Annotated in this window: 25 protein-coding genes, 1 riboswitch and 1 other annotated feature; of the genes, 14 read left to right on the forward strand and 11 right to left on the reverse strand. The window is 52.8% G+C overall.

Annotation, left to right across the window (positions count from 1 at the left end; genetic code table 11):
- Positions 1-29 precede the first annotated feature (29 nt).
- The 4 genes from L1F29_RS07675 to L1F29_RS07690 all read left to right on the forward strand — a co-directional run bounded on the left by L1F29_RS07675 (position 30) and on the right by L1F29_RS07690 (position 4651).
- Positions 30-719, forward strand: a complete 690-nt coding sequence (locus tag L1F29_RS07675; protein WP_258387743.1) for a response regulator transcription factor — start codon at positions 30-32, stop codon at positions 717-719.
- Positions 716-2158 (forward strand): sensor histidine kinase, encoded by a 1443-nt coding sequence (locus tag L1F29_RS07680; protein WP_258387744.1) that lies wholly within the window; start codon positions 716-718, stop codon positions 2156-2158. Before L1F29_RS07675 ends, L1F29_RS07680 begins: the two co-directional genes overlap by 4 nt.
- Before the next feature lie 268 nt (positions 2159-2426).
- On the forward strand, positions 2427-3551 hold the full coding sequence (locus tag L1F29_RS07685) for a TolB family protein (protein ID WP_258387745.1): 1125 nt from the start codon (positions 2427-2429) through the stop codon (positions 3549-3551).
- A gap of 320 nt (positions 3552-3871) precedes the next feature.
- On the forward strand, positions 3872-4651 hold the full coding sequence (locus tag L1F29_RS07690) for a CAP domain-containing protein (protein WP_258387746.1): 780 nt from the start codon (positions 3872-3874) through the stop codon (positions 4649-4651).
- 117 nt (positions 4652-4768) lie between these two features.
- On the opposite strand, the gene L1F29_RS07695 is transcribed toward L1F29_RS07690, so the two are convergent.
- Together L1F29_RS07695 and L1F29_RS07700 are read right to left on the reverse strand one after the other, a co-directional pair.
- Complete coding sequence (locus L1F29_RS07695; RefSeq protein WP_258387747.1) at positions 4769-5323, reverse strand: hypothetical protein; 555 nt, start codon at positions 5321-5323, stop codon at positions 4769-4771.
- Positions 5320-6213, reverse strand: a complete 894-nt coding sequence (locus L1F29_RS07700) for a hypothetical protein (RefSeq protein ID WP_258387748.1) — start codon at positions 6211-6213, stop codon at positions 5320-5322. The genes L1F29_RS07695 and L1F29_RS07700 overlap by 4 nt, the downstream gene beginning before the upstream one ends.
- A 273-nt stretch (positions 6214-6486) precedes the next feature.
- Here L1F29_RS07700 and L1F29_RS07705 point away from each other — a divergent pair, with 273 nt between their 5' ends.
- The gene (locus L1F29_RS07705) at positions 6487-6867 is read left to right on the forward strand and encodes a hypothetical protein (RefSeq protein ID WP_258387749.1); all 381 of its coding nucleotides are present in this window, start codon (positions 6487-6489) and stop codon (positions 6865-6867) included.
- Between the two features lie 98 nt (positions 6868-6965).
- Positions 6966-7598: a TetR/AcrR family transcriptional regulator gene (locus tag L1F29_RS07710; RefSeq protein ID WP_258387750.1), complete on the forward strand. Its 633-nt coding sequence runs from the start codon at positions 6966-6968 to the stop codon at positions 7596-7598.
- A gap of 125 nt (positions 7599-7723) precedes the next feature.
- On the opposite strand, the gene L1F29_RS07715 is transcribed toward L1F29_RS07710, so the two are convergent.
- Positions 7724-8761: a mannose-1-phosphate guanylyltransferase gene (locus L1F29_RS07715; protein WP_258387751.1), complete on the reverse strand. Its 1038-nt coding sequence runs from the start codon at positions 8759-8761 to the stop codon at positions 7724-7726.
- Positions 8762-8921: 160 nt separating this feature from the next.
- Positions 8922-9186: riboswitch (cyclic di-AMP (ydaO/yuaA leader) on the forward strand.
- A gap of 87 nt (positions 9187-9273) precedes the next feature.
- Here L1F29_RS07715 and L1F29_RS07720 point away from each other — a divergent pair.
- Positions 9274-9930: a 3D domain-containing protein gene (locus tag L1F29_RS07720; protein WP_258387752.1), complete on the forward strand. Its 657-nt coding sequence runs from the start codon at positions 9274-9276 to the stop codon at positions 9928-9930.
- A gap of 123 nt (positions 9931-10053) precedes the next feature.
- Here L1F29_RS07720 and L1F29_RS07725 read toward each other — a convergent pair whose 3' ends face one another.
- Positions 10054-11013, reverse strand: a complete 960-nt coding sequence (locus L1F29_RS07725; RefSeq protein WP_258387753.1) for a polysaccharide deacetylase family protein — start codon at positions 11011-11013, stop codon at positions 10054-10056.
- A 189-nt stretch (positions 11014-11202) separates the two neighbouring features.
- Here L1F29_RS07725 and L1F29_RS07730 point away from each other — a divergent pair, with 189 nt between their 5' ends.
- The gene (locus L1F29_RS07730) at positions 11203-12165 is read left to right on the forward strand and encodes an alpha/beta fold hydrolase (RefSeq protein ID WP_258387754.1); all 963 of its coding nucleotides are present in this window, start codon (positions 11203-11205) and stop codon (positions 12163-12165) included.
- A gap of 24 nt (positions 12166-12189) precedes the next feature.
- Positions 12190-12849, forward strand: a complete 660-nt coding sequence (locus tag L1F29_RS07735) for an SGNH/GDSL hydrolase family protein (protein WP_258389636.1) — start codon at positions 12190-12192, stop codon at positions 12847-12849.
- An 84-nt stretch (positions 12850-12933) separates the two neighbouring features.
- On the opposite strand, the gene L1F29_RS07740 is transcribed toward L1F29_RS07735, so the two are convergent.
- From L1F29_RS07740 to L1F29_RS07750, 3 genes are all read right to left on the reverse strand, one after another.
- Positions 12934-13932, reverse strand: coding sequence for an acrylyl-CoA reductase family protein (locus L1F29_RS07740; RefSeq protein WP_258387755.1), 999 nt, complete (start codon positions 13930-13932; stop codon positions 12934-12936).
- 7 nt (positions 13933-13939) lie between these two features.
- The gene (locus tag L1F29_RS07745; RefSeq protein ID WP_258387756.1) at positions 13940-14974 is read right to left on the reverse strand and encodes a zinc-binding alcohol dehydrogenase family protein; all 1035 of its coding nucleotides are present in this window, start codon (positions 14972-14974) and stop codon (positions 13940-13942) included.
- A gap of 161 nt (positions 14975-15135) precedes the next feature.
- Positions 15136-16395, reverse strand: a complete 1260-nt coding sequence (locus L1F29_RS07750; RefSeq protein ID WP_258387757.1) for a methyl-accepting chemotaxis protein — start codon at positions 16393-16395, stop codon at positions 15136-15138.
- Positions 16396-16660: 265 nt separating this feature from the next.
- On the opposite strand from L1F29_RS07750, the gene L1F29_RS07755 reads away from it, so the two are divergent.
- Entirely contained in the window at positions 16661-17077 is a 417-nt protein-coding gene (locus L1F29_RS07755) for an O-methyltransferase (protein ID WP_258387758.1), read from the forward strand.
- A gap of 79 nt (positions 17078-17156) precedes the next feature.
- Here L1F29_RS07755 and L1F29_RS07760 read toward each other — a convergent pair whose 3' ends face one another.
- From L1F29_RS07760 to L1F29_RS07770, 3 genes are all read right to left on the reverse strand, one after another.
- Positions 17157-17387 (reverse strand): alpha/beta-type small acid-soluble spore protein, encoded by a 231-nt coding sequence (locus tag L1F29_RS07760; RefSeq protein WP_258387759.1) that lies wholly within the window; start codon positions 17385-17387, stop codon positions 17157-17159.
- Between the two features lie 98 nt (positions 17388-17485).
- Positions 17486-18379: a TIGR03943 family putative permease subunit gene (locus L1F29_RS07765; protein WP_258387760.1), complete on the reverse strand. Its 894-nt coding sequence runs from the start codon at positions 18377-18379 to the stop codon at positions 17486-17488.
- Between the two features lie 80 nt (positions 18380-18459).
- A complete protein-coding gene (locus L1F29_RS07770; RefSeq protein WP_258387761.1) occupies positions 18460-19500 on the reverse strand; it encodes a permease in 1041 nt (346 codons plus the stop codon).
- A 230-nt stretch (positions 19501-19730) separates the two neighbouring features.
- Positions 19731-19966: a binding site (T-box leader), on the forward strand.
- Positions 19967-20091: 125 nt separating this feature from the next.
- Between L1F29_RS07770 and trpS the strand changes: the two genes are divergently transcribed.
- The gene (trpS, locus tag L1F29_RS07775) at positions 20092-21078 is read left to right on the forward strand and encodes a tryptophan--tRNA ligase (protein ID WP_258387762.1); all 987 of its coding nucleotides are present in this window, start codon (positions 20092-20094) and stop codon (positions 21076-21078) included.
- A gap of 47 nt (positions 21079-21125) precedes the next feature.
- Here the strand turns inward: trpS and L1F29_RS07780 are convergent, their stop codons facing one another.
- Positions 21126-21302, reverse strand: a complete 177-nt coding sequence (locus L1F29_RS07780) for a DUF5325 family protein (protein ID WP_258387763.1) — start codon at positions 21300-21302, stop codon at positions 21126-21128.
- A 140-nt stretch (positions 21303-21442) separates the two neighbouring features.
- Here L1F29_RS07780 and L1F29_RS07785 point away from each other — a divergent pair, with 140 nt between their 5' ends.
- The 3 genes from L1F29_RS07785 (at position 21443) to L1F29_RS07795 (ending at position 24786) form a co-directional block, all read left to right on the forward strand.
- Entirely contained in the window at positions 21443-21670 is a 228-nt protein-coding gene (locus L1F29_RS07785) for an alpha/beta-type small acid-soluble spore protein (RefSeq protein WP_258387764.1), read from the forward strand.
- Positions 21671-21878: 208 nt separating this feature from the next.
- Positions 21879-23666 carry a sensor histidine kinase gene (locus L1F29_RS07790; RefSeq protein ID WP_258387765.1) on the forward strand — a complete coding sequence of 596 codons (1788 nt, stop codon included), beginning with the start codon at positions 21879-21881 and terminating at the stop codon, positions 23664-23666.
- A complete protein-coding gene (locus tag L1F29_RS07795) occupies positions 23647-24786 on the forward strand; it encodes a response regulator transcription factor (protein WP_258387766.1) in 1140 nt (379 codons plus the stop codon). Before L1F29_RS07790 ends, L1F29_RS07795 begins: the two co-directional genes overlap by 20 nt.
- Positions 24787-24877 lie beyond the last annotated feature (91 nt).

The following is a 24877-nucleotide window of genomic DNA, read 5'->3' on the forward strand; positions in this document are numbered from 1 at the left end:
TGAGATATTTTTAATGGCAGGGTGATACGATGGACAAAAAAATTCTCGTCGTGGACGATGAGCAGAGCATTGCCGGAGCAATTGCCTATGCCTTCCGGCGCGAAGGGTATGTGGTAGATATCGCCTATAACGGCGAAGAGGCATTGGCTAAAGCAGCCATCTTCAAGCCGCATGTTATGGTGTTGGACGTCATGATGCCGAAGATGAACGGATATGACGTTTGCCGCAATCTGGAGAACCGTACGGGACTTGGCATCATTATGCTGACGGTGAAGAACGATATTGTAGATAAAGTAATCGGATTGGAGCTCGGCGCCGACGATTACATGACGAAGCCATTCGACCTGCGCGAGCTGGTGGCCCGTGTGAAGGCGTTGTTCCGCCGGCTGGAGAGCAAGCGCGAGGATGAAGCGCTGCCGGTCGTGGTCGGCGAGCTCCGGCTCACGATTCCAAATCGGACGGTGCTGCTTCGCGGCGAGGCGCTGGAGCTGACGCCCAAGGAATTTGATTTGCTTTCTTTGCTGTTGACGCATCCCGAGCGCGTGTATACGCGTGACGAGCTGCTTGATTTGGTATGGGATATTGATTATGCAGGCGGAACGCGTACCGTGGATATCCATATGCAGCGGCTTCGGAAGAAGCTGGGCGAGCCTTACCAGCAGCTTCTCCAGACCGTTTATGGCATCGGATACAAAGCGCTGCGCGAGCTGATCCTATGAAGGGCGTGAGCGGCGGGCGGGTAAGACTCAGCTTGAAATGGCGTTTCACCGTTGCGCTTGCCGCGCTGCTATTGCTGACGGTATCCGCGCTTAGCTGGCTTGTGCTGCGGGAGATTGAACGCGATCAGAGGCAGAAGGTCGAAGCCGAGCTGAAACGGCGGAGCGAGCTTGCGAGCCTGCGCGTAAGGCAAACCTTTCTCAGCGATTCGCTTACGGACGACCAGACGTTCATGCGGCGGAGCGGGCAGCTGCTGGCTTCGGATCTGAGCGGTCTGCTCAGCGGGACGCATATCGTACTCTATGATCGGAAAGGGAACGAGGTCGGCAATTCCTCTCCGCTGTCGACGACCGGCTCCATTGCAGATACGCTTGAGCTGGCGAAGAAGGGAATGACGGTGTATCAGGTTGCCGGCGATAATCTGATTTACATGAGTCCGCTTGTATGGTCCATAGGCCAGGTCGGCATTGTACAAATACACTACTCGCTTAAAGGCGATCATGACTTCTATGCTTCCATTGAACGCAGCATGCGTAATATCGGGTTGACTGCACTGGGGATCAGCTTCTTGATCGGGTTTCTGTACGTGCAGCGGGTAACGAAGGCGCTGGCCAAGCTCCGGCAGGCGGCCGACCGGATCCGCTCCGGCGATTATATCGGCCAATCGCCGGTTAGACGCCGGGATGAGCTGGGCGAGCTGAGCGAGGGGATTGTGTATATGAGCCGTGAAATCGAGCAGAGCTTCGCAAGACAGAAGCAGTTTATCGGCAATATTAGCCACGAATTCAAAACTCCGCTTACTTCCATTATGGCCTATACCGATTTGCTGGATATGTATCAGGATGATCCGGCTCTTCTGGAGGAAGCGAGGCTGAGAATCCGCAAGGAAGCGGACCGCCTGCTGGAGATGGTCGAAAAGGTGCTCTATCTATCCGCCATGGAGCAGTATGAGTTTAGCCAGAATGCGGAAACGCTGGATATCAGCGAAACGCTTGGCGACGTGTGCGGCCGGATGAACGGTAAAGCGGTACAGTTCGGGCTGCGAATCATTACCGATCTGCGGCCCGCAGCCGTGACGGCGGATCGAGAAAGCTTGATGCATATTTTTCTCAACCTGCTCGATAATGCGATTAAATACAACGTTGAGGGCGGACAGATCAATGTATCCTGCAGAGCGGAGGGAAGCCGGTGCGTGGTCGTCATCCGTGATACCGGCATCGGGATTCCAGAAGAGGCGAGGGCCAAGCTATTCGAGCCGTTCTTCACCGTCAGCAAGGACCGTGCGCGCTTGACCGGCGGTACCGGACTGGGCTTATCGCTGGTGAAACGGTTGGTCGAGCTGCAGAACGGCCAAGTCACGATGTCGGACCCGCCCGGAGGTGAACAGGGGACGGTGTTTGTGGTAACGCTGCCGCTCGCCGCTTCTGGCGTTTCGAAGTAAGTTTTGCTCGAATTCGCTCCTTCGGAAGTGAAATAACTCCCAAAACTAAGCCTATGCTTTCGAAGTAAGTTTTGCTCGAATTCGCTCCTTCGGAAGCGAAATAACTCCCAAAACTAAGCCTATGCTTTCGAAGTAAGTTTTGCTCGAATTCGCTCCTTCGGAAGCGAAATAACTCCCAAAAACTAAGCCTATGCTTTCGAAGTAAGTTTTGCTCGAATTCGCTCCATCGGAAGCGAAATAACTCCCAAAACTTTTAGGAGGTCATGCCATGAACCATGCAAAGGGGAAGCGGGAGGCTGCTGCGGCAGCCGGTATCGTCTGCCTTCTATTGCTTAGCGCATGCAATACGAACGCCGGGCAGGAAGAGCGGATCGTGATCGAGAAGCCGGAGAAAACGATCACGGTCGTAGAGAAGAAGCCTCCTGCCGTCTCAACGACGATTGAAGTGGAGAAGATCGACACCTATGAAGGCGTACGCGGCATGGATTGGCTCAGCGAGGATCAGTTGATAATCGCCAAGCCTAACGAACAGGCGCAGCCGTTGTCGGTGGAAGGCGAGGAGCGTCAGCCGAACAACTTGTATATTCGAGACCTTACGACCGGTGCCGATGAGATTCTTTCGGAGAAACAGATGGATCAGAGCTCTGCTGTCTTGTCTCCCGATAAGAAGCATCTGTTCTATAAACAGCATGTGGAAGAGACGGCCACCGGATATATTATGAATCTGGCTACTCGCGAGACCGTCCAGACAGGAAAGCAATTTATCGGGATGTACGAATCCGAATGGGCCGACAACGAGCGTGTTGTGTTTATTACGGAATCAGCCGATATTGCCCGGTCCGACATTGACGGGAATACGGAAATTCTTGTGACCACGCAGGATTTCTCAACCTTTAATGCCAAACAAAGGGACGGGATGCTCTATTACATCAGCGAGCAAAATGTGCTGTTCCAGTATGATTTGAAGACGAAAGAACGGACGGCGCTGGATAAGCAGGTGATTTGGTTTGCTCCTTCCAATGACGGCAAGCAATTTGCGCTCGTCAAGCATCTGAACAAGCTGGAGGTCGAAGAGATGCAGATGGAGCTTACGATCGTCGATCAGGCCATGCAGCCGAAGGGCAGAATTGCCGGCGGCAACCAAGTATTCGGAACGAGCTGGTCGCCTGACGGGACCAAGCTGGCTTACACGATTGTTTCGGGCGGCAATGTCCAAGGCGTTTACGTGGCCGATGTCGTATCCGGTAAGGCAACCCAGTTATCGGTTGACATGGAGCTTGCAAGCGATCCGCTGCGCTGGAGCCCTTCAGGCGATAAGCTGCTCATGTCGACTTCGGTCTTCCGCGGCAATAAGCCCTTATTTATTACCTATGTTATCACCTTGAAATCTTAAGAATGCGTATCGGGCTACGGCTGCGGACGGCTTCATGCCGGGAGCTCAAAGAGTGAGAGAATACGAGGGAAACGTTCATTCAAGAGTGCTGGGAAATATTTTCTCCCGACGTTCGGAAGGCTCTAATTAATAGACTGTCCAACCCGGTTTAACCTCAGGAATGCCAAAGGTTTCTCCTGTTTCTGGAGATAAAGTAACGAATGAAGAGGATGTCAGGCTGGTAGATTTTGAGGCATGATCTATAAAACTCCCTATGTTAACATGAGTTGCGTCGGGTAACCGGCACTAACAAACGTTAACTGAAGGGAGATTTTTAATTCATGAAGATGCAACCATGGCGCATAGGTGTAGCTGGCGTACTCGCTGCAGGAATGATCGTTTTCGGAGGAGGAGCTGCTGTACCGAAGGCGGATGCCGCTTCTATGAACGGAGCCCCCGTCACGTATAATTTGAATACAATAGACTTGTCTAAGCTAATCGGATCCGGTCAAGGCTCTGCAAACAACAACTGGTTCTGGAATAACCTTATTAATTGCCCTCCGGGATATGGCGGCAACACAGGCGGCAATACTAACGGCGGTATTAACAACGGTGGGAATACGAACAACGGCGGCAACACTAACGGTGGTATTAACAACGGTGGCAATACGAACAACGGCGGTAACACCAACGGTGGAAATACGAACAATGGCGGAAACACGAACAACGGCGGCTCTAACGGCTCCGTATCGCAGGACGCTTTCGCCGCACAAGTCATTACGCTTGTTAACCAAGAGCGTGCCAAAGCCGGCTTGTCCCAGCTGACTTCGGATTCTTTGCTGACTAAAGTCGCTCATGACAAAGCGAAAGATATGTATGACAAGAACTACTTCGATCATAACTCGCCTACTTACGGCTCGCCTTTTGATATGATGCGTGCTTATGGCGTGAAATATTCCTCTGCAGGCGAGAACATTGCCAAAGGCCAACGTTCGCCGCAGGAAGTTATGACGGCTTGGATGAACAGCGCAGGTCACCGTGCGAACATCCTGAACAAAAGCTTCAACAAAATCGGCGTTTCGTACTACAACGGCGTATGGGTTCAAGAGTTTACGTCTTAATTAACCATGCATATCGAAGTTTAACAGCGCAAATTAGCGGCTAGGCCGCTTTTTTGCGTTTTTTTGTTTCTTAGCTTCGGCCATACCGCGAGCAATGAAGGCATTTGTTCTGATGTGCTATTGTTCCGGCTTCCAGCGTTTAGCTGTGCCGAAGAGGAAGAGTATGATCACAATTTCCATCACAATGGCCGCAAGGATAAACAAGAAGCTAGCCAGCCGCCAATCATGATCCATATTAACGATAAAGGTATTGTACAGCATCGTAAGACCGCTAATGACCAGGAACGCCGTCCGGCGGCCATTGGCCGACTCCGCCCATTCCTCGTCCTCCTCTTCCCGCGCCCGCGCAGCCGCCAGGCTGCAAATCCCGTAGACAATGACAAGATGTCCGATTCCATCGAGCATGCCCAACAGGTATGCATACCCAAAGGGAGAAATGCCCGATCCATCGGTGGACGGCATGAATATACCAATCAGCGACATGATCCCAAGAATGACGGCTGTGACCATAACGACACCTCTCCATCTGTCCTTCGCCATCAATTTGGAAGCGCCGATCGAAACAAGGAGATAGCCGATGAAATCCGGGAGCAGGTCAAATACGACGATGCGAATATCAATAATGACCAGCAGCAGTCCCCAAGCCATCTGTTTCCACTCTCTGCCCATCATCGTTCCTGCCTCCTTGCATTCCTCGTCATCTCTCGAATATCGTCCTCGGACGGGTAAGGATCGTACTGGATATGCACGGCGGTCCGGAATGCGCGGCCGTTCTTCTCCATGCCTTCGACCCAGAGCAGAATCTTATAGTAATTCAGCGCTTCTTCTGCGCGATCGTCCCCTTGGTTGAAGTTAAACCGGTAGCTGATCTTGATCGTCGTGCCCTTCGGAAGCTCCATCGGAAGGCGCAGCTCTTGCCAAGGAACGCCTTCATTTGCACCGGCTTCCGGTTGCGGGATCTTCGGGTCCGCAGGGGATGTTACAGCTATATCGATCTTGAGCCAATCGGGCAATGAAGCCGCAAGCTCACTCTCGATTGTCGTGAGGGTGACGGGCTCGGCAACGCGAAGCACGGAATAGCCCAAATTATCCGAGGATCCCATGGAGCTGCTGTGTTCGACCGGTGAATGAGGCGTAAAGGTCTTGCCGCTGTAACGAATTTCGCCAATATCGACCTCATCCGCCTTTGTTCCGTCGCGATAATATACCTTCGCTTTCGTAATTGCTTTGCCAGGTTGACGGAGAATATCAAGCGTTGGTTTGTCGATGGAGAGCAGGAATTTCTTGTTAATCTGATAGCGGTATTGCTGATCGTTCTGGGCGTTCTCGATGCGATACAGCTCGAAGCCGGGAAACTCCAGCGTGCTTATGCGTTTGCCGCCATTGGCATTTTCCAGATAAGACAGCTCGACCTGCTGCCCCTCATAGTCGCCAAGCTCAATATATTGTTGGAAGAAAACAGGTTTATCCACCTGCTGACGTTCATAATAAATCCCGTTTCCGATCCAGCCTGCGAGGATCACTGCAATAACGAGAATCAGCGGGAGACTTCGTCTGCTCAAGGTAACCTCCTGTAGAAGTGCAAATTTTATCCTTTATCGCATCCCCCTATCTTACCTTGAACGCTATGATTTGGAAACCCATGGTCCCGTTTCATTTACGCCCTCTTGGCAGAAGGACGAGCGGCAATAGGGCTCCGGATAAAAGCGGTTTGGGAGGGGAAAAGGCGAATTCGCCAAGAAAAGCTGCCCTACCGGCAAGACTGCCGGTCGCATAGATTAATAGAAATAAATGGTAAATAGAAATAATAGATAGAGTAAGGCAGGGGATGGACAATGGGGAAGGAAGCCGTATTCGAGCTGAAACAAAGTCAAATTAGGCCAGTTATTGCCCCATCCTTCGAATTACCGCTGGCGGTCCTCCTTCTTCCTGCCATTCAGGAGGGAGGACAAATCGATATCACGATCGAGGTCGGCTGGGTGAAACCGTCGCTTGCCGATTCGGGCGAACTGGAGCTCGTGCTGCGCCGCGGTACGGTAGTCGGGCCGGAATTGCTCCGATCCCTCGAGATATGCCAAACACAAGCAATATCAAGCCTTGTGCACACGGTGCCAGTTGGCGGCGGAATAGAGGAACCTTTAGTTCTAACGATCCGATCCCTTAATTCCAAAGCGATTGTTACCGGTCCGATCAGGATGAAGGCATCCGTCCGCTGATGGTTTGGCAGAGGCACTTGACCTTTTAGTAACCAGTGGTTATTATATTGCCATCGGTTACTAAAAGCTATTAGAGGAAATGAGGCTGTGTTCGTCCAATGACTACCACCCGCAAGAAACAGACGGAAGAAATGAAAGCCGCCGTCCGCAGCGCCGCTGCCGCGTTATTTGCCGAACGGGGCTATCAGTCCGTAACGATGCGTGAAATCGCCAAGGCAGCAGGCTGCTCTCACACTGCGATCTATATTTATTACAAGAATAAAGAGGACCTTCTGCAGCAAATTGCCATCCCGTCGCTGTTGGAGCTGGAGCAGCGGATGCTGGACAAGCTGGAAGGCCGTGAGGCTGATCCGATGAATGTCTTGACGGGGATTTGCAAGGAATACGTTACGTTCTGCTTGACCAATGGAAGCTTCTACACGGTGCTGTTCGCAGGTTCCGTGCGTGTCGACGAGGAAGATCCGGAGCTTGCGGTCAACCGTATCCGCAACCAGCTGTTCGGCCATCTGGACAGGGCTCTTCATCTTGCGCTTGCGGACCGCACCCAAGATAATGGACCGGAGGCTATGATCAATCGCACGCGGGCACTGTTCTTCATGGTTCAGGGCTATGTGTCCACGTATACCGATCATGTAGAGCCAATAGAGGCTATAATGGAGCGGACACTTCCTTATCTGGATCAAGGAATTCGAACGCTGGTAGAGGGAATGATCGCACAAATCCACAATTGAGCAGTTGAACAATAACGGCCGTTGAAGCCCTTCACGCTTCACGGCCTTACGTTGTTCATGAAACGTACAGCCAGCCCAATGCCTGCTGCTAACGGGCGATAGATCCCTCGTGTCTTCAGAAGATGTTACTCGCCCCGGATATGCGTCAGCCATGTCTTGAGCTTGGCTTCCTCCGCCTTCGGACAGACCAACAAACCATGCGGCGTAGAGACGATGATCAAATCATGGACGCCGACGATCAGCGCCTGCCGGTCTGCAAATACGGTATTGCCGGTAGCGTTCGGAAGCACAATGGGCTCCTCGCCATGCCGGATGTTCCCGCTTGAATCCGGGGTTAGGTGGCGTTCGAGCGCAGCCCATGAGCCGATATCGTCCCATCCGCAGCGAACCGGGATGCAGTAAATAGATTGGGCCTGCTCCATAACCGCGTAGTCGATGGAAAGCGCGGGCATCTGCGCATATGCAGCTGCCGCATCGTGCGGATGCGATCTCAGTATGTTCCACAACTGGGGCTGATAACGCTGCAGGCTGCTGGCAATGGTGGAGGGGCGCCATACGAATATGCCGCTATTCCAATATATTCCAGACTCGCGAATCAATTCCGCGGCACGGCCGGCATCCGGCTTCTCAAGAAATTGAACGACGCGGAGTACGCCTTGAGGCATATTCTTTGCCATATCGCTGGACTTATCGAGCGTTCGTAAGTAACCGAAGCCGGTTTCGGGCCGATCCGGTTCGATGCCGAGTGTTACAATCGCATCATCTAGGCAGGCTGCGGCTGCGGCCTGTTCGATAGCCGCCAGGAATGCCCGTTCATCGGAAACATATTGATCCGAGGGGACAAAGACAAGGGGCGAATCGTCGCCCTGATCCAGAAATCTTAATGCGGCAAGAGCCATACATGCTGCAGTATCCTTTTGTTCGGGTTCGATAATGTATTGATTCGGCGGCATGTCGGGGAGCTGCCGGGCGAGCAGAGGCAGGTAACGGTCGGGTACGGCTGCGTACAAGCGGCTTCCTGGCACCAGCTTGAGGAAGCGGGCGGCTGTTTCTTGAATTAAGGTCCGGTCCGAATGGAAAGGCAGAAATTGCTTCGGCATGGATGCGGTGCTCCGCGGCCAGAACCGAGTCCCTCTACCGCCGGCCATGATGACGATATTCACGCTATGAAACACCTCCGGCATAGCTAAAAAAACAGTAGAAGCCCTTAAATATACAGTCAATGTATTCGGAGCTGATCATGCTTCGGAACGGCTTATGTACTTGCATCTGCAGCGATTGGACGAATTTACCGGTAGGATTGCGCGGGAGATATATGGTATTCTCTTACGCGAGCCGAAACTTATCGTACGGGGGACTTTTGGAAACAGCGGTATACGGTTTCCTGACGGCCGTTAATTGTGGAAATTCTCCATGCTTATCAGCCGAAAACTTGTATGAATGCTGCCGTTCTTTTGCGTTCTATCGACGCTTATTGGCAGCAGGAATGCTAGGGGTGAATCGCGAATGCGGCATATACGCGGACGCGAAGGGTTGACTCCTCGACCCGAATCCGACAACTAACCTCGTAGGCCACATGCTTGAACGGATAATAGACTTACATCCGTTCGCGATGACGGAGACGAGCGTCGTGAATGACGGCGCGGATCCGTAAACCGAAGGAGGACGACACGCTTTGAAGAATTGGAATTGGAAGAAAGGCACGGCAGCGGCTGTGCTTGGCTTGACCCTATTTGCCCATGCAGGCGCCGCCAATGCGGCTACGAATCACAAGGCGGCGGACGGCGACACGTTCTGGAAGCTGTCCAAACGTTATGGCGTTACGGTCGATTCGCTCATGAAGGCGAATCCGAAGGTAAATGCGCAGAACATTTATGAAGGCTTGAACATTATCGTTCCAAGCGGCAGCACCATGAAAGCAGCGGCTGCAGCACCTGCGGCAGCGCCCGCCAGCACGATGAAGGCGTCATCCGACAGCGAGCAGCTCAACCTTGGCGGACGGATATTCAATTACACGGATGCCTTCCAGGTAAAAGCGAGCGCATACACATCCGCAGCTTCGGAGAACGGCGGCTGGGGAGCAGTGGACTACTTCGGAAATCCGCTTAAGCTCGGTACGATTGCAGTAGATCCCAAGCGGATTCCGCTAGGCAGCAAGGTTTATGTGACAGGTTACGATTATGACGGCCTGCCGGTAGGCGGCATGATTATGACAGCTACCGACATGGGCGGGGCAATCAAAGGAAACCGGATCGACATCTATGTTCCGCATTCGCAGCAGCAGGCGAGAACGTTCGGCTTCCAATATGTCGATGTCTTTGTTTTGGAATAGCCGTTCATACTCATCCTTCATACATGAAATACGGGCTTCACTCACACATAAAAACGGCGTTCATCCTTGATTCAAGGTGAACGCCGTTTGCTGTATATCACGGTTTTTCCGTTGATGCAGGGGTTATGATGATCGGGCGACAGGACGGTTCAGGAGCTCGGGCAGGGTGACGATTTGATACCCTTTGCTGCGAAGCAGACGGATGAGGCGGGGGAGGGCGTTAATCGTACCCGATAAATCTTGTCCGCCTCCGCCGCCGGCATGCTGCAGGATGATCGATCCGGGCTTCAGCGTTCGTTTAATGTTAATAATAATGCTGCTGCTGTCCAGGCTCTTCCAATCCTCCGAGTCGACATTCCAGTTTACGATAACGAATCCGTTCCGCTTCGCCCATTCAATCTGCTTCGGCAATATTTCGCCATAGGGCGGCCGGATGAGCTTCGGGCTGTAGCCGGCAAGCGGTCGTAGGACGGCATCGGTACGCAAGACCTGCTGCTGGAATTTCTGCATCGATATCTGGGTGAAAACCGGATGATTGTAGGAATGGTTTCCGATCAAATGGCCTTCTCTCCGCATCCGCCGGACGACAGAAGGATGGGCGCGGGCTCTTGAGCCGACCACGAAGAAAGTGGCCCGCACTTTATATTTGGCCAGCACATCGAGAACCTGCGGGGTGTATTTCACATCCGGTACATCGTCGAAGGTAAGCGCGACCTTCCTGACTTTGCGCGGTCCGCCCAAATAGAAGGCGCTCGGGTACATTTTCTGCAGCTGTGCCCAGGATACGGCATGCTGCGCCTGCTTGCTGCGTTTATGCCCTTTTCGGCTGCGGCGCCGATCTGTCTCCGCCGCGCTCTTCTGCTCTGCGTATGTCCCCGCCTGCTTGCTGATGGCTCCCGGAGATGTATTCGGCTTGCTATCTTCGGCGCGTTGGTCCAATTCGTCCGTGACAGAGGGCAGACAAGCTGCCGCGGGCTTTTCCTTCATGGCCGAAATCGTGGGCCGGAAGGTATCGGTATCGAGCACAAGTGTGACGATCGACAGGACTAGCGTCCATTTTCTTATACGGCTTGCTGCTAACATGGCCGGCTATCCCCCTGCTTGCGCGATTTCTATGTACAAACGTCTACTCATTGTCCCACGCACCACTTCCAATCATGCATCTTTCGCCCATCTTGAGGCTGCACAGCTTTTGGGAATTTAACATCTTTACATGGGAGGAAAATGGCCTTAACATGGGGGATGAATCGATTTATCGGAAGGAGCATGAGCATGCCTATTATCGATATGCCGCTTGCGCAATTGCAAGCGTATACGGGAACCAATCCGCGACCTGCCGATTTCGATGACTACTGGGAGCGCGCTCTTGCCGAGATGCGGGGCACAGATCCGCAGATCGAGCTTGTGCCCAGCGCATTTCAGACACCTGCAGCGGAATGCTTCGATCTTTACTTCACCGGTGTGCGCGGTGCCCGCATTCATGTCAAGTATGCGCGTCCTCGCGGAACCCGGGAGCGGCATCCGGCGGTCGTCCAATTTCACGGCTATACGGGCAGCGCGGGGGATTGGAGCGAGCGGCTGGCGTACATATCTCTTGGATTCTCTGTGTTTGCAATGGATTGCCGCGGTCAGGGAGGCCGTTCCGAGGATAGCGGCGGAGTGAAAGGCAATACGCATAACGGGCATATTATCCGCGGCTTGGACGACGAGGAACCGGATAACCTTCTATTCCGTCATATCTTTCTCGATACGGCGCAGCTGGCTGCGATCGCGATGAACATGCAGGAGGTGGATGAGAACCGCGTTTACGCGACAGGCGGCTCACAAGGGGGAGCGCTTACAATCGCGTGCGCGTCTCTGGAGCCCCGCATCCGCAAGGCAGCTGCGTTATATCCGTTCCTGAGCGATTACCGCCGCGTATGGGAGATGGATCTGGCGCGCGATGCTTATGCGGAGCTGCGCACGTACTTCCGCTTCTTCGATCCGCAGCATGAGCGGGAGAATGAAATTTTTACAAGGCTCGGCTATATCGATATTCAGCATCTTGCCGGCCGGATCAAAGGCGACGTCGTGATGGGCGTTGGACTGATGGATACGGTCTGTCCGCCATCGACGCAATTTGCCGCTTACAACAAGATCATGTCGGGGAAGCGTCTGGAAATCTACCCGGATTTCGGACATGAAGGCCTGCCTGGCATGAGCGATAAAATCATCCAATTCTTCTTACAAGAGTAGTTATTAAAGGGAGGCAAACTCATGCTGCAAATTGGCAAGAACGACAAGCTGGTCATGATCGGCGATTCCATTACGGACTGCGAGCGGGCGAGACCGGTAGGCGAGGGCCTGTGGGGCGCGATTGGCAAAGGCTATGTATCCATTGTGGAGGGAATGCTGACGGCAGTCCATCCGGAGCGCAGCATCCGCGTTGTTAATATGGGCAGCAGCGGGAATACCGTCAAGGACTTGAAGAACCGCTGGCAGACCGATGTCCTGGATTTGAAGCCGGACTGGCTGTCGGTCATGATCGGGACCAATGATGTGTGGAGACAATTTGATCACCCTCTCCAGACCGAGATCCACGTGAAGCTGGAGGAATATGAGCAGACGCTGGAAGAGCTTGTCGTCCGCACCAAGCCGCTGCTGAAAGGTCTTGTTCTCATGACCCCATTCTATATCGAGCCCAATGCAGCCGATCCGATGCGCGCGGCTATGGATCAATACGGCAATGCAGTGAGAACGATCGCCGCCAGGCACGGGGCATTGTTCGTCGATACGCAAGCGGCGTTCAACCGTCTGCTTGAGCACGTGTATCCCGCGACAGTAGCCTGGGACCGCGTGCATCCGAACGGAACGGGGCATATGCTGCTGGCAAGATCGTTCCTGCATGCGGTTGGCTTCGACTACAACGTAGCCCTATAATATAAGAAGAAGCGTCTGCCGAGTGGCGGACGCTTCTTCTTATATGAGGGGACGCTTCTTACTTATACCCGATGAGTTCTGCCCCTAATCCAGCTTTACAATCGTTCTTCCCGTGTGACGGCCGGACAGAATAGCCTGGAGTATGTCCGGCACATCCGCAAGCGCAATAACGCTGCTGATGGTTGACAACAGTCCGTCCGGCTTCAGCTCCGCAGCCATTCGGTCCCAGAGCTGCCGTCTTAGAGGCTCCGGACAATAGACGGAGTCGATGCCCAGCAGATTAACGCCCCGCAGGATGAACGGATAGACGGTGGCGGGAAGCTGGGCACCTCCGGTTAGTCCGCTGACCGCAACGGATCCTCCATATTGAAGGGCGCTCAGGATATAGGCAAGCGATGGGCCGCCGACCGGATCGATTGCGGCAGCCCATCGCTGCTTGTTGAGCGGCGGCGGGTTGTCCGGGTTAAGCTCTGAACGGTTCACAATGGAAGCCGCGCCTAGCTCGCGCAAGTAGGAGCGGCTGTTCTCCTTCCCTGTCGATGCTGCGATATCATACCCGCCCCGGGCGAGCATCGCGACGGCCAAGCTGCCGACGCCGCCGGTCGCGCCCGTGACAAGCACGGTTCCTTGCGAAGGCGCAAGACCATTGGCTTCCAGACGGTGGATGGATAGCGCGGCCGTGAAGCCCGCCGTTCCAAGCGCCATCGCCTCCTGCAGCGTTAACCCTTGCGGTCGCGGAACGATCCAGTCGCCCGGCACCCGGGCCAGCTCGCTGAATCCGCCATGATGAGCGACCCCAAGCCCGTAACCGGTGACGATAACTTCATCGCCGGGCCCATAGCGTTCATCGCGCGATTCGGTGACAACGCCCGCCAAATCGATCCCGGGGATGATCGGATAGTTTTTCACGATGCGGCTATCCGGAGAAACCGCCAATGCATCTTTATAATTGAGGCTTGAATAAAGAACCCGTATCGTAACATCGCCGGAAGGCAGGTCCTCAAGGTTCATCTCCCGTATCTTGGCGTCGATGGATCCATCTTCGGATCGGTGAGCGACTAGCGAACGAAATACAGCTGTCATCTTCGTATCACCAGCCTTCGATTACGAGCTTGCCGATCATGCCGCCTTCTTCAAGCTTGGCATGTGCAAGACGAAGGTTGCCCGCATGTATGGGGGACAAGCGCTCGGTTAAGGTCGTATGTATAGTGCCGTCGTCGATAAGCCCGGAGATCCGGTTAAGCAGGTGATGCTGCTGGACCATATCCGGTGTTTCGTACATCGACCTTGTGAACATAAATTCCCAAACGAACGCCGCACTTTTATTCTTCAGCATACTGATCCGGACAAGCTCCTTCGTCTCGACGATGGAACAAATAACGCCCTGCGGCGCAATAATCTCAGCCATATCCGCCCAATACCGGTCCGTATCGTTCAAACAGAGGATATAGTTGACATGCGGATAGCCGAGCGCGTTCAATTGAGGGGCTAGAGGCTCATGATGGTCAATAACGTGAGCCGCGCCGTGACGTTTGGCCCATGCAGTGGATTCCGGCCTGGAAGCCGTGCCGATAACCGTTAATTCGGCATGATTGGCCAGCTGAGTCGCGATAGAACCGACGCCGCCTGCCGCACCGATGATAAGAATGGTCTTGTTGCGGTTGACCTCCTGCTGGCCGGAGATGCCAAGCCGGTCGTACAAGGCTTCCCATGCGGTAATGCCGGTTAACGGGAGGGCAGCCGCTTCCGCGAAATCCAGCGTCCGGGGCTTGATTCCCACGATCCGTTCGTCCACCAATTGATACTCGCTGTTGCTGCCGGAGCGGGCTATGCTGCCGGAATAGTACACCTCGTCTCCGGGCTTGAAAAACGTGCAATCCGGTCCGGCATGCTCGACGATCCCGGCTGCATCGAACCCGAGGATGCGCGGCTCCTTCTCGACAAGATCCTTCGGTGAACGAAGCTTGGTATCAATCGGGTTGACGGATACGGCAAGCACCTTGACGAGCAGGTCGCGTCCTGCGGGGATTGGCTTAGGTATCATGACATCCATTAAGCTGTCGGGCTGTTCGATGGGGAGGTAACGGTGCAGGCCTACGGCCTTCATCATAGCTTGATTGTTCATATGGTCAACCGTCCTTTCCTTGTTTTCTCTCATTATATACCATGGGAACCTTTTACCACAGCCGGCGGCGGACGAAGCTGTCATTTCCGATAGCAGAAAGAGGCTGTCCTTTCTGTCATTGTGCATGACATTCTAGGACAGCCCCTTACCCGGTTTAACCGTTACACTTTAAAGATCGATATGGTGCGCTGGAGCTGCATCACGATCTGCCGCATCTTCTCGGTTTCGTCGACCACCTCTTGCACGGAAGCGATCTGTTCGTTCATGGATGCGGATACCTGCTCCGTACCCGCCGCCGATTGCTGGGTGATCGCCGATATATTCTGAACGGCGCCGGAAATGACGCGCGCGCTCTCCATCATAGCTTCGCTTTCGCGGGAGAATTGACCGATCAATTCCGAAATCGATCGTACGCTGGAGACGATTTCGCCGAAGATATGCTCGGACTCGCGAAGGATAACCGTCTGCTGCTGGACGACTTCCTCGTTAATATGTATGTTCTGAATCGCCTGCTTAACGCCCTGATCGATGCTGCGAACGAGCCCGAATACCTCCTTCGTCGACGAGGTCGACTCCTCGGCCAGCTTGCGCACCTCTTGGGCGACAATCGCGAAGCCGCGTCCATGCTCGCCGGCCCGCGCCGCTTCGATCGAGGCGTTGAGCGACAGCAGGTTCGTCTGCTCCGCAAGGTCGGAGATCGTGCGGGTGATGGCGGAGATGCCTTCCGCTTGGCGGGCCAACTCCTGGATCGTCGCCGCAACGTTGGATGTCGCTTCTACGTTGCGCTGCATGCCGGCCGATTGACTTTCAACCGCTTGCCGGCCTTTCTCGACGAGCGCAAGCGTATATTCGGAGCGGGTATTCATTTCTTGGGTCGAATGGGCGTACGAGCTGACCTTGTCCTCGATCTCGCGAATCGAATCCGCCATCTCGCTGACATCGCCGGATATTTCATTCGCTCCGGTAGCGAGCTCGCCGGCGGAAGCTCCGACCTGCTCCATGACCTGCTTCAAGCTTGTATTCTTCTCGAAGATAGTCCGGCTGGCATCATTGACGATGCGGGAGATGTTCGTCGTTTCTTTCAAAATATCGCGTAATTTGTCGACCATGCTGTTGAACGAATGGCCCAGCTCGCCCAGCGACGAGGAGGAAGATACGTCGACCCGTTGAGTAAAATCGCCCTTGGCGATGCCGAACGCGATGGATGAGATGTCCCGAATCGATGATGTAAGCGCTCTCTCAATCACTCCTACGAGCGGAAAGGTAATGATTCCGGCTGCACCGATGACGATAAGTCCTGCAACAATAGACCCACCCGAGACCAGCAGCGTAAGCAGCAGGAGAAGAGCAAAAATACTTACAATCGTATAACAGCCAACCAAAAGCTTGTTACGGATCGATAAGGAATGAAACCATTGCATATGGAATGCTCCCCTTTTTATTGGAATATTCTCCTATTATATCACCGCCCCGATATTTGTCTATATTCGTCTAATACAATCGGTTTAAGTCGAAAGTACGACGAAATTGAACAAACTGTGTCTAAAGAACCGGTAAGACTAGTCGAATGTGTAAGAAATTTGTAAAAAATATGTTGATGGAACTATTTAACTGTCCTATAATGGGACTGCAGACACATATTAGGCAGCCGGAATAAAAAAAGAGGATCTCATGAGGTGAAGGCTTATGAATTTAGAAACGACGTCATTGGCACGGCAAGTAGACTACGTGTTTCGTCAATTAGAGGAAGAGCTCGTTCACTCGGCAGCAGGTACAGTCATCATACATATTCGAAATAATGCAGTCGGCAAATTCGGAATCCGCCATAATCCCATCGAAAGCCGAAACGGGCAAATCGGCGACAAAGGGGCGGAGCAGGGAATGACCCCCGCACAGGCGCAGGCATTCAGACAGATGGCGATCGATTCGCTGAAATTGAAACGAAATTGGACCCATGGCGAAATTCTGTATGATTTTTCGGTTCGTTCGAATACGGGCGCATGGTCGGCAAGCATTATGTTCGAATCTAACTATAATTTAGCCAATGGAATGTTCCGCTATCAGCCGAAATATTCGCAGCAGGCGCTTCGCGAAACACCCTAATGGATGATGAACTTAATAGTGTAAACAAAAAAAGCTGTCCAGCAACCTGGGCAGCATTTTTGTGCTTGTCGAAAGCGTATTAACGGGCGAAGCCGCTGTTGCCAGCAAGCTGCTGTTCTGCGATTTGAACGAGCTTGCGAGTGATGTTTCCGCCAAGGGCGCCAGCGTCGCGTGTAGCCATATAACCATAGTAGCCGTCTTGCGGGATTTGAATGCCTAGCTCTTGGGCGACTTCATATTTCATTTGATCGAGCGCCGCGCTTGCTTGAGGTACGACTAGCGAATTACTGCTGCGGGATTGTCCTGCCATCTTGTTCACCCCCTTGTGTAACCTTAGTATGGTCGCGTTGGAACCTTTTATGCGATCCCGGATACAAAAGATGGGTATGTATTTTTTTCCAGATTGCATCAGTATGCTTTCCGGTCCAATTGGACACCCGGGTACACATCGGGCGAATCGGGGGCATTCGTGGCTTGAATGTGCTGTGCTTCCAGCAGCAGGGTCTGGTCATTGAAGCTTCCCTCGCTCAGCGTCCCGCGTACGGTAACCCAAGTGCCGTTGCTGTATGCCGCTGCCCGCGAAGCGGAAATGACCATTCCGTAAGCCTGCGCATCCGCCGGGCAGCAATCCGCGGCATATCGGCCGACTGCAAGCTGCTCGCTTGTCATTCCCTCCTGCCGGTATACGAAACCGCTAATGACGACTGTTTTACCGATAAAATGAGGTCGGTACCGCTCAAGGGTCGATAAGGTTTCCATATAAAGCTGGTCAGAGACGATGACTTCCTTCTGTCTATATAATCTTTTGCCGAATTCGGCGAACGATTCCGAGGACTCATCAGCCGGAAACAGGCGGTTCAGCTGCTCTTCCGTAAGTGAAGATGGCGAATGACCGCCCGTTCCGGTTAACGATGACTCGATTCCGGTGAAGCTGTAACCTTGTTCGCCGGACGTCGAGACATCGAACATTCCATTCGGAAAAATGAAGCCGAGCGTCAGCGGAAACAGAAACAGCCCATAGATGAGCAAATTCTTCCAGACCGATTCAGGGGGCTCATGCCCGCAATCGCAATCGTAATGAATATTAATTCCCATCCCCGCCTGAAGAGCGACGGAAAACTGGTAAACGGCTGCGGCAATGAGACCGATGGCGGATAGCTTGACATAGAGAACCGTGCGCGGCTCGATATACAATGTCATGCTGCCTGTACGGACGAGATAGACGATATAGATGGCGAATCCGGCCAGAATCCCTGCGCGCAGCAGGTGATGAACAAGCTGTCGGCGATTGGTTGTTGACAATGCGGCTTTCTCCTTTCTCCATTGCTATTCGAAATCGTGCCGGCATCTAACGGACATGAGTTCCGCTACTTCGATTCCACTCAAAACAGCAGCCGTTCGACCAACATGGAACCGGCGAGCACGAGGATAAACAGAAGCCCCATTATGGCAAGCACGATCTTTGTCCGGAACGTCGAGAGGAGCATGAAGGTGCTCTTCAGATCGATCATGGGACCGAATACCAGGAAGGCAAGAAGCGCTCCCGGCCCGAAGATGCCGGTGAATGATGAAGCGACGAACGCATCCGATGTCGAGCAGAGCGAGAGCAGGAACGCGAAGCCCATCATGACCGCATTGGACGATAGAGAGTGACTGCCGAGCGAAGTCAGCACCTCGCGGTCGACGAAGGTCTGTACGAGCGCCGCCAGAAAAGCGCCGAAGATCAAATATTTGCCGATATCGAAAAACTCGTCGGACGCGTGCGACATCGTTGCGCCGAACCGGCCAAGAGGCACGTCAGAGCGCATCGAATGTTGGCGGCTCTGCTCGTGTATCGAGGCGAGTCCTTGATTCGCGGCGGCCAAGGAATAGGCATCGCGTTTGAGCGGATCGGCCTTCATGTACCGAAAGAGCAGCGCGCCCAAGACGACGCAAACGGCGAAAGCCAGTCCTAGCCTGGACCAGACCATGGCCGGTTGGGTACGGAAGGCGACGTAGGTTGCCGTTAAGACGATGGGATTAATAATCGGACCTGCAAAAATATAGACGATGCCGATATAGGCGGGCATCCCTTTGCGGATCAGGCGGCGTACGACGGGAATCATTCCGCATTCGCAGAGCGGCAGCAGCAGTCCGAGCAGACTGCCGAATAATATGCCGGCCGCCCCGTTTCTCGGCGTCAATCTGGCAATGACCGCATCCGAGACGAATACTTGGAGCAGCGCCGAGAAGAGCACGCCCAGCAGAATGAATGGCAGAGCTTCCAGCAGAATGCTCATGAATAAAATGGTGAAGGACCCGAAGGCGGCGCTGTCTACGCCGGCGGGCAGCCCGATCGCCCCAAGATTGATTATTATGCCAGCAAGCAGGAACAAGCATATGACGGCAGCAAGCGGCGTTCCCAGCCGGTAAATATAATACATTGCGGATAGCTCCTCCCTAAGCGGACCATTTCTTTATGTTGTATAGAATATGCGGGGACGAGCGCAGAAAGGACAGACCGTTGACGGTTTTTACACGAGATGGCCGGTTTCTTAGCGATATGGCCCGCTAGAGCGAGCCGGCGCAATGAAGAGGATTTGGCTGACTGCCCACATGCAGCAAAGGGAAGAGCTCCGATCTTGACTTTTAGCAATCGAGCTGTATAATCAACATAAATGCAATGAAGGGAACAAGTAAGCGCGAACGAAAGCTTGCAGAGAGCCGGTGGCAGGTGCGAACCGGTGCGTGCGTTCGATGCCCAATGGATCCCGGAGCCGACTTGAGGAAAGCGGATCGTCATCCGCGAGTATGCAATTCCGTTTATTCCGCGTTATGGAATTTCGAGGCTATGCCTGTAACAGTTCAGGCAAGCGAATTAGGGTGGTACCACGGTCCTTCGTCCCTTGCAAGGGGGAATGAGGGGCCTTTTTTGTGCTTATCCACAACACTAAGGGTATGCTTACGAAGCGAGTTTTGCTTTATTCACTCCTTCGGCAGTGAGCATCCACAACACTTTTAGGAGGACTCCAATAATGAAAAGGGTATTGTCGGGGATTCAACCCAGCGGTCAGCTGACGCTTGGCAACTACATCGGCGCGATTCAAAATTTCGTGAAGCTGCAGGAGACGCATGAGTGCTTCTTCATGGTCGTTGACCTGCATGCCATTACAGTGCCTCAGGACCCTGCCGACCTGCGCGAGCAGACGGAATCGGTCGCTGCGCTGTTTATCGCAGCCGGCATCGATCCGGCTAAGGCGAGCGTGTTCGCACAGTCCCATGTACCGGCGCACGCCGAGCTCGGCTGGCTGATGACGACGCTTGCCAATATGGGCGAGCTGGAGCGCATGACGCAATTCAAGGACAAATCCGAGGGCAAAGATTCGGTCGGGGCGGGCTTATTCGTCTATCCGACGCTGATGGCGGCGGACATTCTCGTCTACAATGCGGATTTGGTTCCGGTCGGCGACGACCAGAAGCAGCATTTGGAGCTGACGCGCGATCTCGCGCAGCGCTTTAACCACCGGTATGGCGATTATTTCACCGTTCCAGAGCCTTATATTCCGAAGGTGGGCGCACGGATCATGTCGCTTGACGATGCATCGAAGAAGATGAGCAAGAGCAATCCGAACGAGGGCAGCGCCATCAAGCTGCTGGATCCGCCGGATGTCATCCGCAAGAAAATAAGCCGTGCGACGACGGACTCCGGACGCGAAGTAAGGTATAACCCTGCGGAAAAGCCGGAAGTCAGCAACCTGATGAGCATCTACGCCCACTGCTCGGGTATGTCCCTTGATGAGATCGAAGCGAAATACGAGGGTCAGATGTACGGGGCGTTCAAGAAGGATCTGGCTGAGCACGTCGTGGCGAAGCTTGCGCCGCTGCAGGACAAGTACAACGAAATCCGCAGCTCCGGAACCATTCACGATATCTTGAAGCAAGGCGCGGATAAAGTATCGGCTATTGCCGACCGGACGGTCCGCGATGTGAAGGAGCGCATGGGCTTTCTGATGCCGCGTTAGGCGAACGCCTGGCGATAGACCAAAGAAATAACGCCGCAAACGGGCTGTTATCCCTGTTTGCGGCGTTTCATTTTGGCGCTGACGATAAACCCGATTACGATGCTGCATAGGGTTAAGATAAAAAGCAAGGCTGCAATCCATCCGTTATAGCTAATCGCGACGGCAGTCGCGCTCATGAGAAGTACGGAAAATACGGCGAAAAACAAGGCAAGCGGTTTAGGCATGATGAAAATTCTCCTCTTTTTTAAAATCAATTAAAATCGAAGCATATTCTTTTCGTTATCGTATCATAATAAGCTTGCAAGCTCGTAATGAAGGACGCTTGCAACACAACTTTGTGAAGAGATGAAAGGAGAAATTCCACATGGCAGGACAATCCCGCAGCAGCAATACACTGGTCGTTCCACAAGCAAACGCAGCTTTGCAACAAATGAAATACGAGGCTGCGCAAGAGCTTGGCATTCAAATTCCTGCAGACGGTTACTACGGCAACTTCGCAACTCGCGATGCAGGTTCGCTTGGTGGCTACATCACGCGCAAACTTGTACAAATCGCTGAGCAGCAGCTTTCCGGCTACTCGCAAAACCGTTAATCCAAGCGGCTGCAAAGCCTTGCAATGACAAGCTCAAGGGAAACCTTGAGCTTTTTAATATGATTTTACAAAATTGAAGGGTGGCAGGCAGAGCCATCCTTTTTTTGCATGTCCGGGAACGCAGGCGAATGCTTGCCAGTCCCTTTAACTTCAGATTATATTTGCTAGTGTAGTTTTTACAATGAAAATAATCAAGAGGAGAATGTTAGTGGATACAGCAAAAAGGACTGACCTTGACCGGATGCCCGTTTCTGCGGAAGAAACAATCCGTTATCGATGGATTCACTCGCTTAGGAATAGATTGATCGTTATTTTGCTGCTATCATCCATTATTCCAATTGTATTAATCGGCACAACTTCCTACTACTATATCCATTCTCTGCAGGAAAATAAAGTAAGAAACGCGATCCAAAACAATTTAATGAAAGTCGCAACCGCGCTCGAGAACAATTTAAGCAATTTAAATCACGTGTCCCAGCAGCTGGCTCTGAGCGGAAAGGTCGGCAAAAACATTTACGACTACATGACGAATGAGAATTTGTTGGACCGGCGAACAGCGGCGAACAACGTGAACGAAGAAATTAACTTTATCGGCTCCACGAATCCGAATGTCTCTTTGATGATGTATTATAATGCCCCGACCAACCAGTACATTTTTCAGAATTATCCGGCACGGGTGAAAACCTCGCTGAAAGATTTGCCGGTACTTGCCACCACAAAGGGGATGACCTACTACGGTCCGCACAAGACGCTCAATAGCGCGAGCAGCGGCTTCGTGCTGTCGGTATCGCGGAAAGTCAACGTTTACGATATCGGCGACAATTTCATCTATATCGAATCGAACAGCTCCGTCATCGAAGATGCGCTGAATGACGACAATTTTATGGATATGAACTATTTGATTGTCAACGAGGAAGGCATGATTGCGTACAGCGAGAACGAAGCGAAATTCCCAATCGGCTCGGATTACCGGCACCAGAAAACGATAAAACTCGAAGAATCGAATTATTATGCGTTTCAAGAGGGCAGCAAGCTGGGATGGACGGTCGTTTCGCTGATTCCGGTGAAAACGTTCGAGCGGGAATCCAGAAGCTGGTTTTCCAAAATTATGTTGTTTTCCGCGCTTTCGCTCGGAATCAGTCTGCTGTTTGTCTGGATTATTTGGCGTACGGTCTACCGGCCGTTAACCCGAATCAGCAAAGCCATCTTATCCATCGACGATCATCAATTTATTCAGCCGAAACGGACGAGGCTCATCGAGTTCGATCTCTTGATCGATCAGTTCAAATATTTAAAACATCGAATCATCCATTTAATGGAAGAGATTAAACAGAAGGAAAAGAATAAAGCCAGACTGGAAGTGGAGAAGCTGCTGCTGCAAATCAATCCCCATTTCATTCACAACACACTCGATACGATTCGCTGGATCGCACGCATCAACGGGCAGGAAACAATCGACAAGCTGGTCTCCACCCTTAACCGGCTGCTTTATTACAATATGGGTAAAGGCGAAACGGCCACCATCAAGGACGAGGTCACCGCGTTGAATGATTATGTGGAGCTGCAGGGCATCCGGTATAATTTCCAGTTCAACGTTGAAGTCAATGCCGATGAATCCGTTATGGGGATTCATATTCCTAGATTTATTCTGCAGCCGCTGGTTGAGAACGCGTTATATCATGGAGGCAGCGACAATGGGTTAATCAGCGTCCAGATCGGCTGGCAGAGCGCTGATCTTCTATCCATCCAAGTAACCGATACCGGGGTAGGGATAACCGATGAATCCATTCGCGCACTGCTCGACCAGTCCGGCGGCGAACGGAAGAAGGCCGGCATGGGAATCGGGGTTCAGTACGTCTTGCGAATGATTCAGTTTCAATATGGCGAAGAAGCGCAACTGCTCATCGAGAGCAACAAGGGTTCGGGAACGACGATTACGTTACTGTTGCCTATGAACGAAAAGGAGGATGAACGGCATGAACGTGCTGATCGTTGAAGACGACCATCTGGTGCGCAAAGGGTTGATGGTAATGATGCCATGGGCCGAATATGGCTTGAATATTGCAGGCGAAGCCTCGAACGGGGAAGAAGCCGTCATGTTTCTGCGGGAGCATGATGTCGATTTGCTTATAACGGATTTGATTATGCCCAAGATGTCCGGGATCGATTTGCTCCGGTATGTTCGCGTTCATTTTCCACGGATCAGCACGGTCGTTTTGACCTTCCATCAAGACTTTGAATATGTTCAGGAAGCATTGCGGCTCGGAGCAATCGATTATATCGCGAAGGTTGAGCTGCAGCAGGAAATGTGCGGACCCGTACTGGAACGGATTACGAACCGCATCAAGGCGGACCGGTCGAATGCGGCCCAGCCGGCCGGCGAGTCTCCTTCCACAGCGGAGAACGTCCGGCAGTCGGAAATTCGGATGTTCTATGGCGGCGGAAACACAGGCGGGAATCATGAGGCAGCGATATCGGAAGATCGCGGCGATGAGCCCATGCGCTATGATGAGTCGGATATTCGGAAGCTTCGCGACCGGATTTCCTCTCTGCAGTGGATTGTAGACGACGCTTTATTCCGCCAAACGATGGAAGAATTGGCGGAGCTGCGACTGCCTGCGTCGAAGGTTGAAGGGCTGTTTAATTTCGCCGTCTCCAAGTGGGAGATGTTTTCTGCCATTCCGTCGCTCTCTCGCTTGGGAAGCATGCGAGTCTGGGATGATTGGATCGACTGGATTCATGAGACGCGCACAATGCTGCAAGGACAAATCAAGCATTCGTCCTATTCCAATGAAGTCAGCTCCAGCATCTTGAAGGCCGTCGAAATCATTCATCGGGATATTGCCCATGAGCTGCGGCTGAAGGACGTCGCAAGCGACGTTCATTTGAGTCCGAGTTACTTTAGTCAGTGCTTCCGCGATATTATGGGAAGTTATTTCAACGATTATGTGCGCCAGGCGAGAATGTCGCGCGCCCAGACGTTATTAAAAGAAACGAAGAAGCCGGTTTATTGGATCGCGGCCCAAATCGGTTATCCAAACGAGAAATATTTCAGCAAAGTATTTCGCGAGCATACCGGAATGCTGCCCAGCGAATACAGGACTAATAACACATAACAGCAAGCCGAAGGTATACATTTGGTTGCATGGATAGGGTTCATTTGATTTACAACCGCATAGGGCAGCGCAAAGAATGGAGCAATTCGAT

Source organism: Paenibacillus spongiae (assembly GCF_024734895.1).
Lineage (GTDB): Bacteria > Bacillota > Bacilli > Paenibacillales > Paenibacillaceae > Paenibacillus_Z > Paenibacillus_Z spongiae.

Coding starts and splice junctions, on each gene's coding strand:
- L1F29_RS07725 (WP_258387753.1), bottom strand. CDS start 11,013: ATGTTAGCAGCAAGCCGTATAAGAAAATGGACGCTAGTCCTGTCGATC.
- L1F29_RS07730 (WP_258387754.1), top strand. CDS start 11,203: ATGCCTATTATCGATATGCCGCTTGCGCAATTGCAAGCGTATACGGGA.
- trpS (WP_258387762.1), top strand. CDS start 20,092: ATGAAAAGGGTATTGTCGGGGATTCAACCCAGCGGTCAGCTGACGCTT.
- L1F29_RS07675 (WP_258387743.1), top strand. CDS start 30: ATGGACAAAAAAATTCTCGTCGTGGACGATGAGCAGAGCATTGCCGGA.
- L1F29_RS07685 (WP_258387745.1), top strand. CDS start 2,427: ATGAACCATGCAAAGGGGAAGCGGGAGGCTGCTGCGGCAGCCGGTATC.
- L1F29_RS07750 (WP_258387757.1), bottom strand. CDS start 16,395: ATGCAATGGTTTCATTCCTTATCGATCCGTAACAAGCTTTTGGTTGGC.
- L1F29_RS07705 (WP_258387749.1), top strand. CDS start 6,487: ATGGGGAAGGAAGCCGTATTCGAGCTGAAACAAAGTCAAATTAGGCCA.
- L1F29_RS07760 (WP_258387759.1), bottom strand. CDS start 17,387: ATGGCAGGACAATCCCGCAGCAGTAATTCGCTAGTCGTACCTCAAGCA.
- L1F29_RS07780 (WP_258387763.1), bottom strand. CDS start 21,302: ATGCCTAAACCGCTTGCCTTGTTTTTCGCCGTATTTTCCGTACTTCTC.
- L1F29_RS07770 (WP_258387761.1), bottom strand. CDS start 19,500: ATGTATTATATTTACCGGCTGGGAACGCCGCTTGCTGCCGTCATATGC.
- L1F29_RS07785 (WP_258387764.1), top strand. CDS start 21,443: ATGGCAGGACAATCCCGCAGCAGCAATACACTGGTCGTTCCACAAGCA.
- L1F29_RS07795 (WP_258387766.1), top strand. CDS start 23,647: ATGAACGTGCTGATCGTTGAAGACGACCATCTGGTGCGCAAAGGGTTG.
- L1F29_RS07745 (WP_258387756.1), bottom strand. CDS start 14,974: ATGAACAATCAAGCTATGATGAAGGCCGTAGGCCTGCACCGTTACCTC.
- L1F29_RS07690 (WP_258387746.1), top strand. CDS start 3,872: ATGAAGATGCAACCATGGCGCATAGGTGTAGCTGGCGTACTCGCTGCA.
- L1F29_RS07755 (WP_258387758.1), top strand. CDS start 16,661: ATGAATTTAGAAACGACGTCATTGGCACGGCAAGTAGACTACGTGTTT.
- L1F29_RS07740 (WP_258387755.1), bottom strand. CDS start 13,932: ATGACAGCTGTATTTCGTTCGCTAGTCGCTCACCGATCCGAAGATGGA.
- L1F29_RS07710 (WP_258387750.1), top strand. CDS start 6,966: ATGACTACCACCCGCAAGAAACAGACGGAAGAAATGAAAGCCGCCGTC.
- L1F29_RS07695 (WP_258387747.1), bottom strand. CDS start 5,323: ATGATGGGCAGAGAGTGGAAACAGATGGCTTGGGGACTGCTGCTGGTC.
- L1F29_RS07680 (WP_258387744.1), top strand. CDS start 716: ATGAAGGGCGTGAGCGGCGGGCGGGTAAGACTCAGCTTGAAATGGCGT.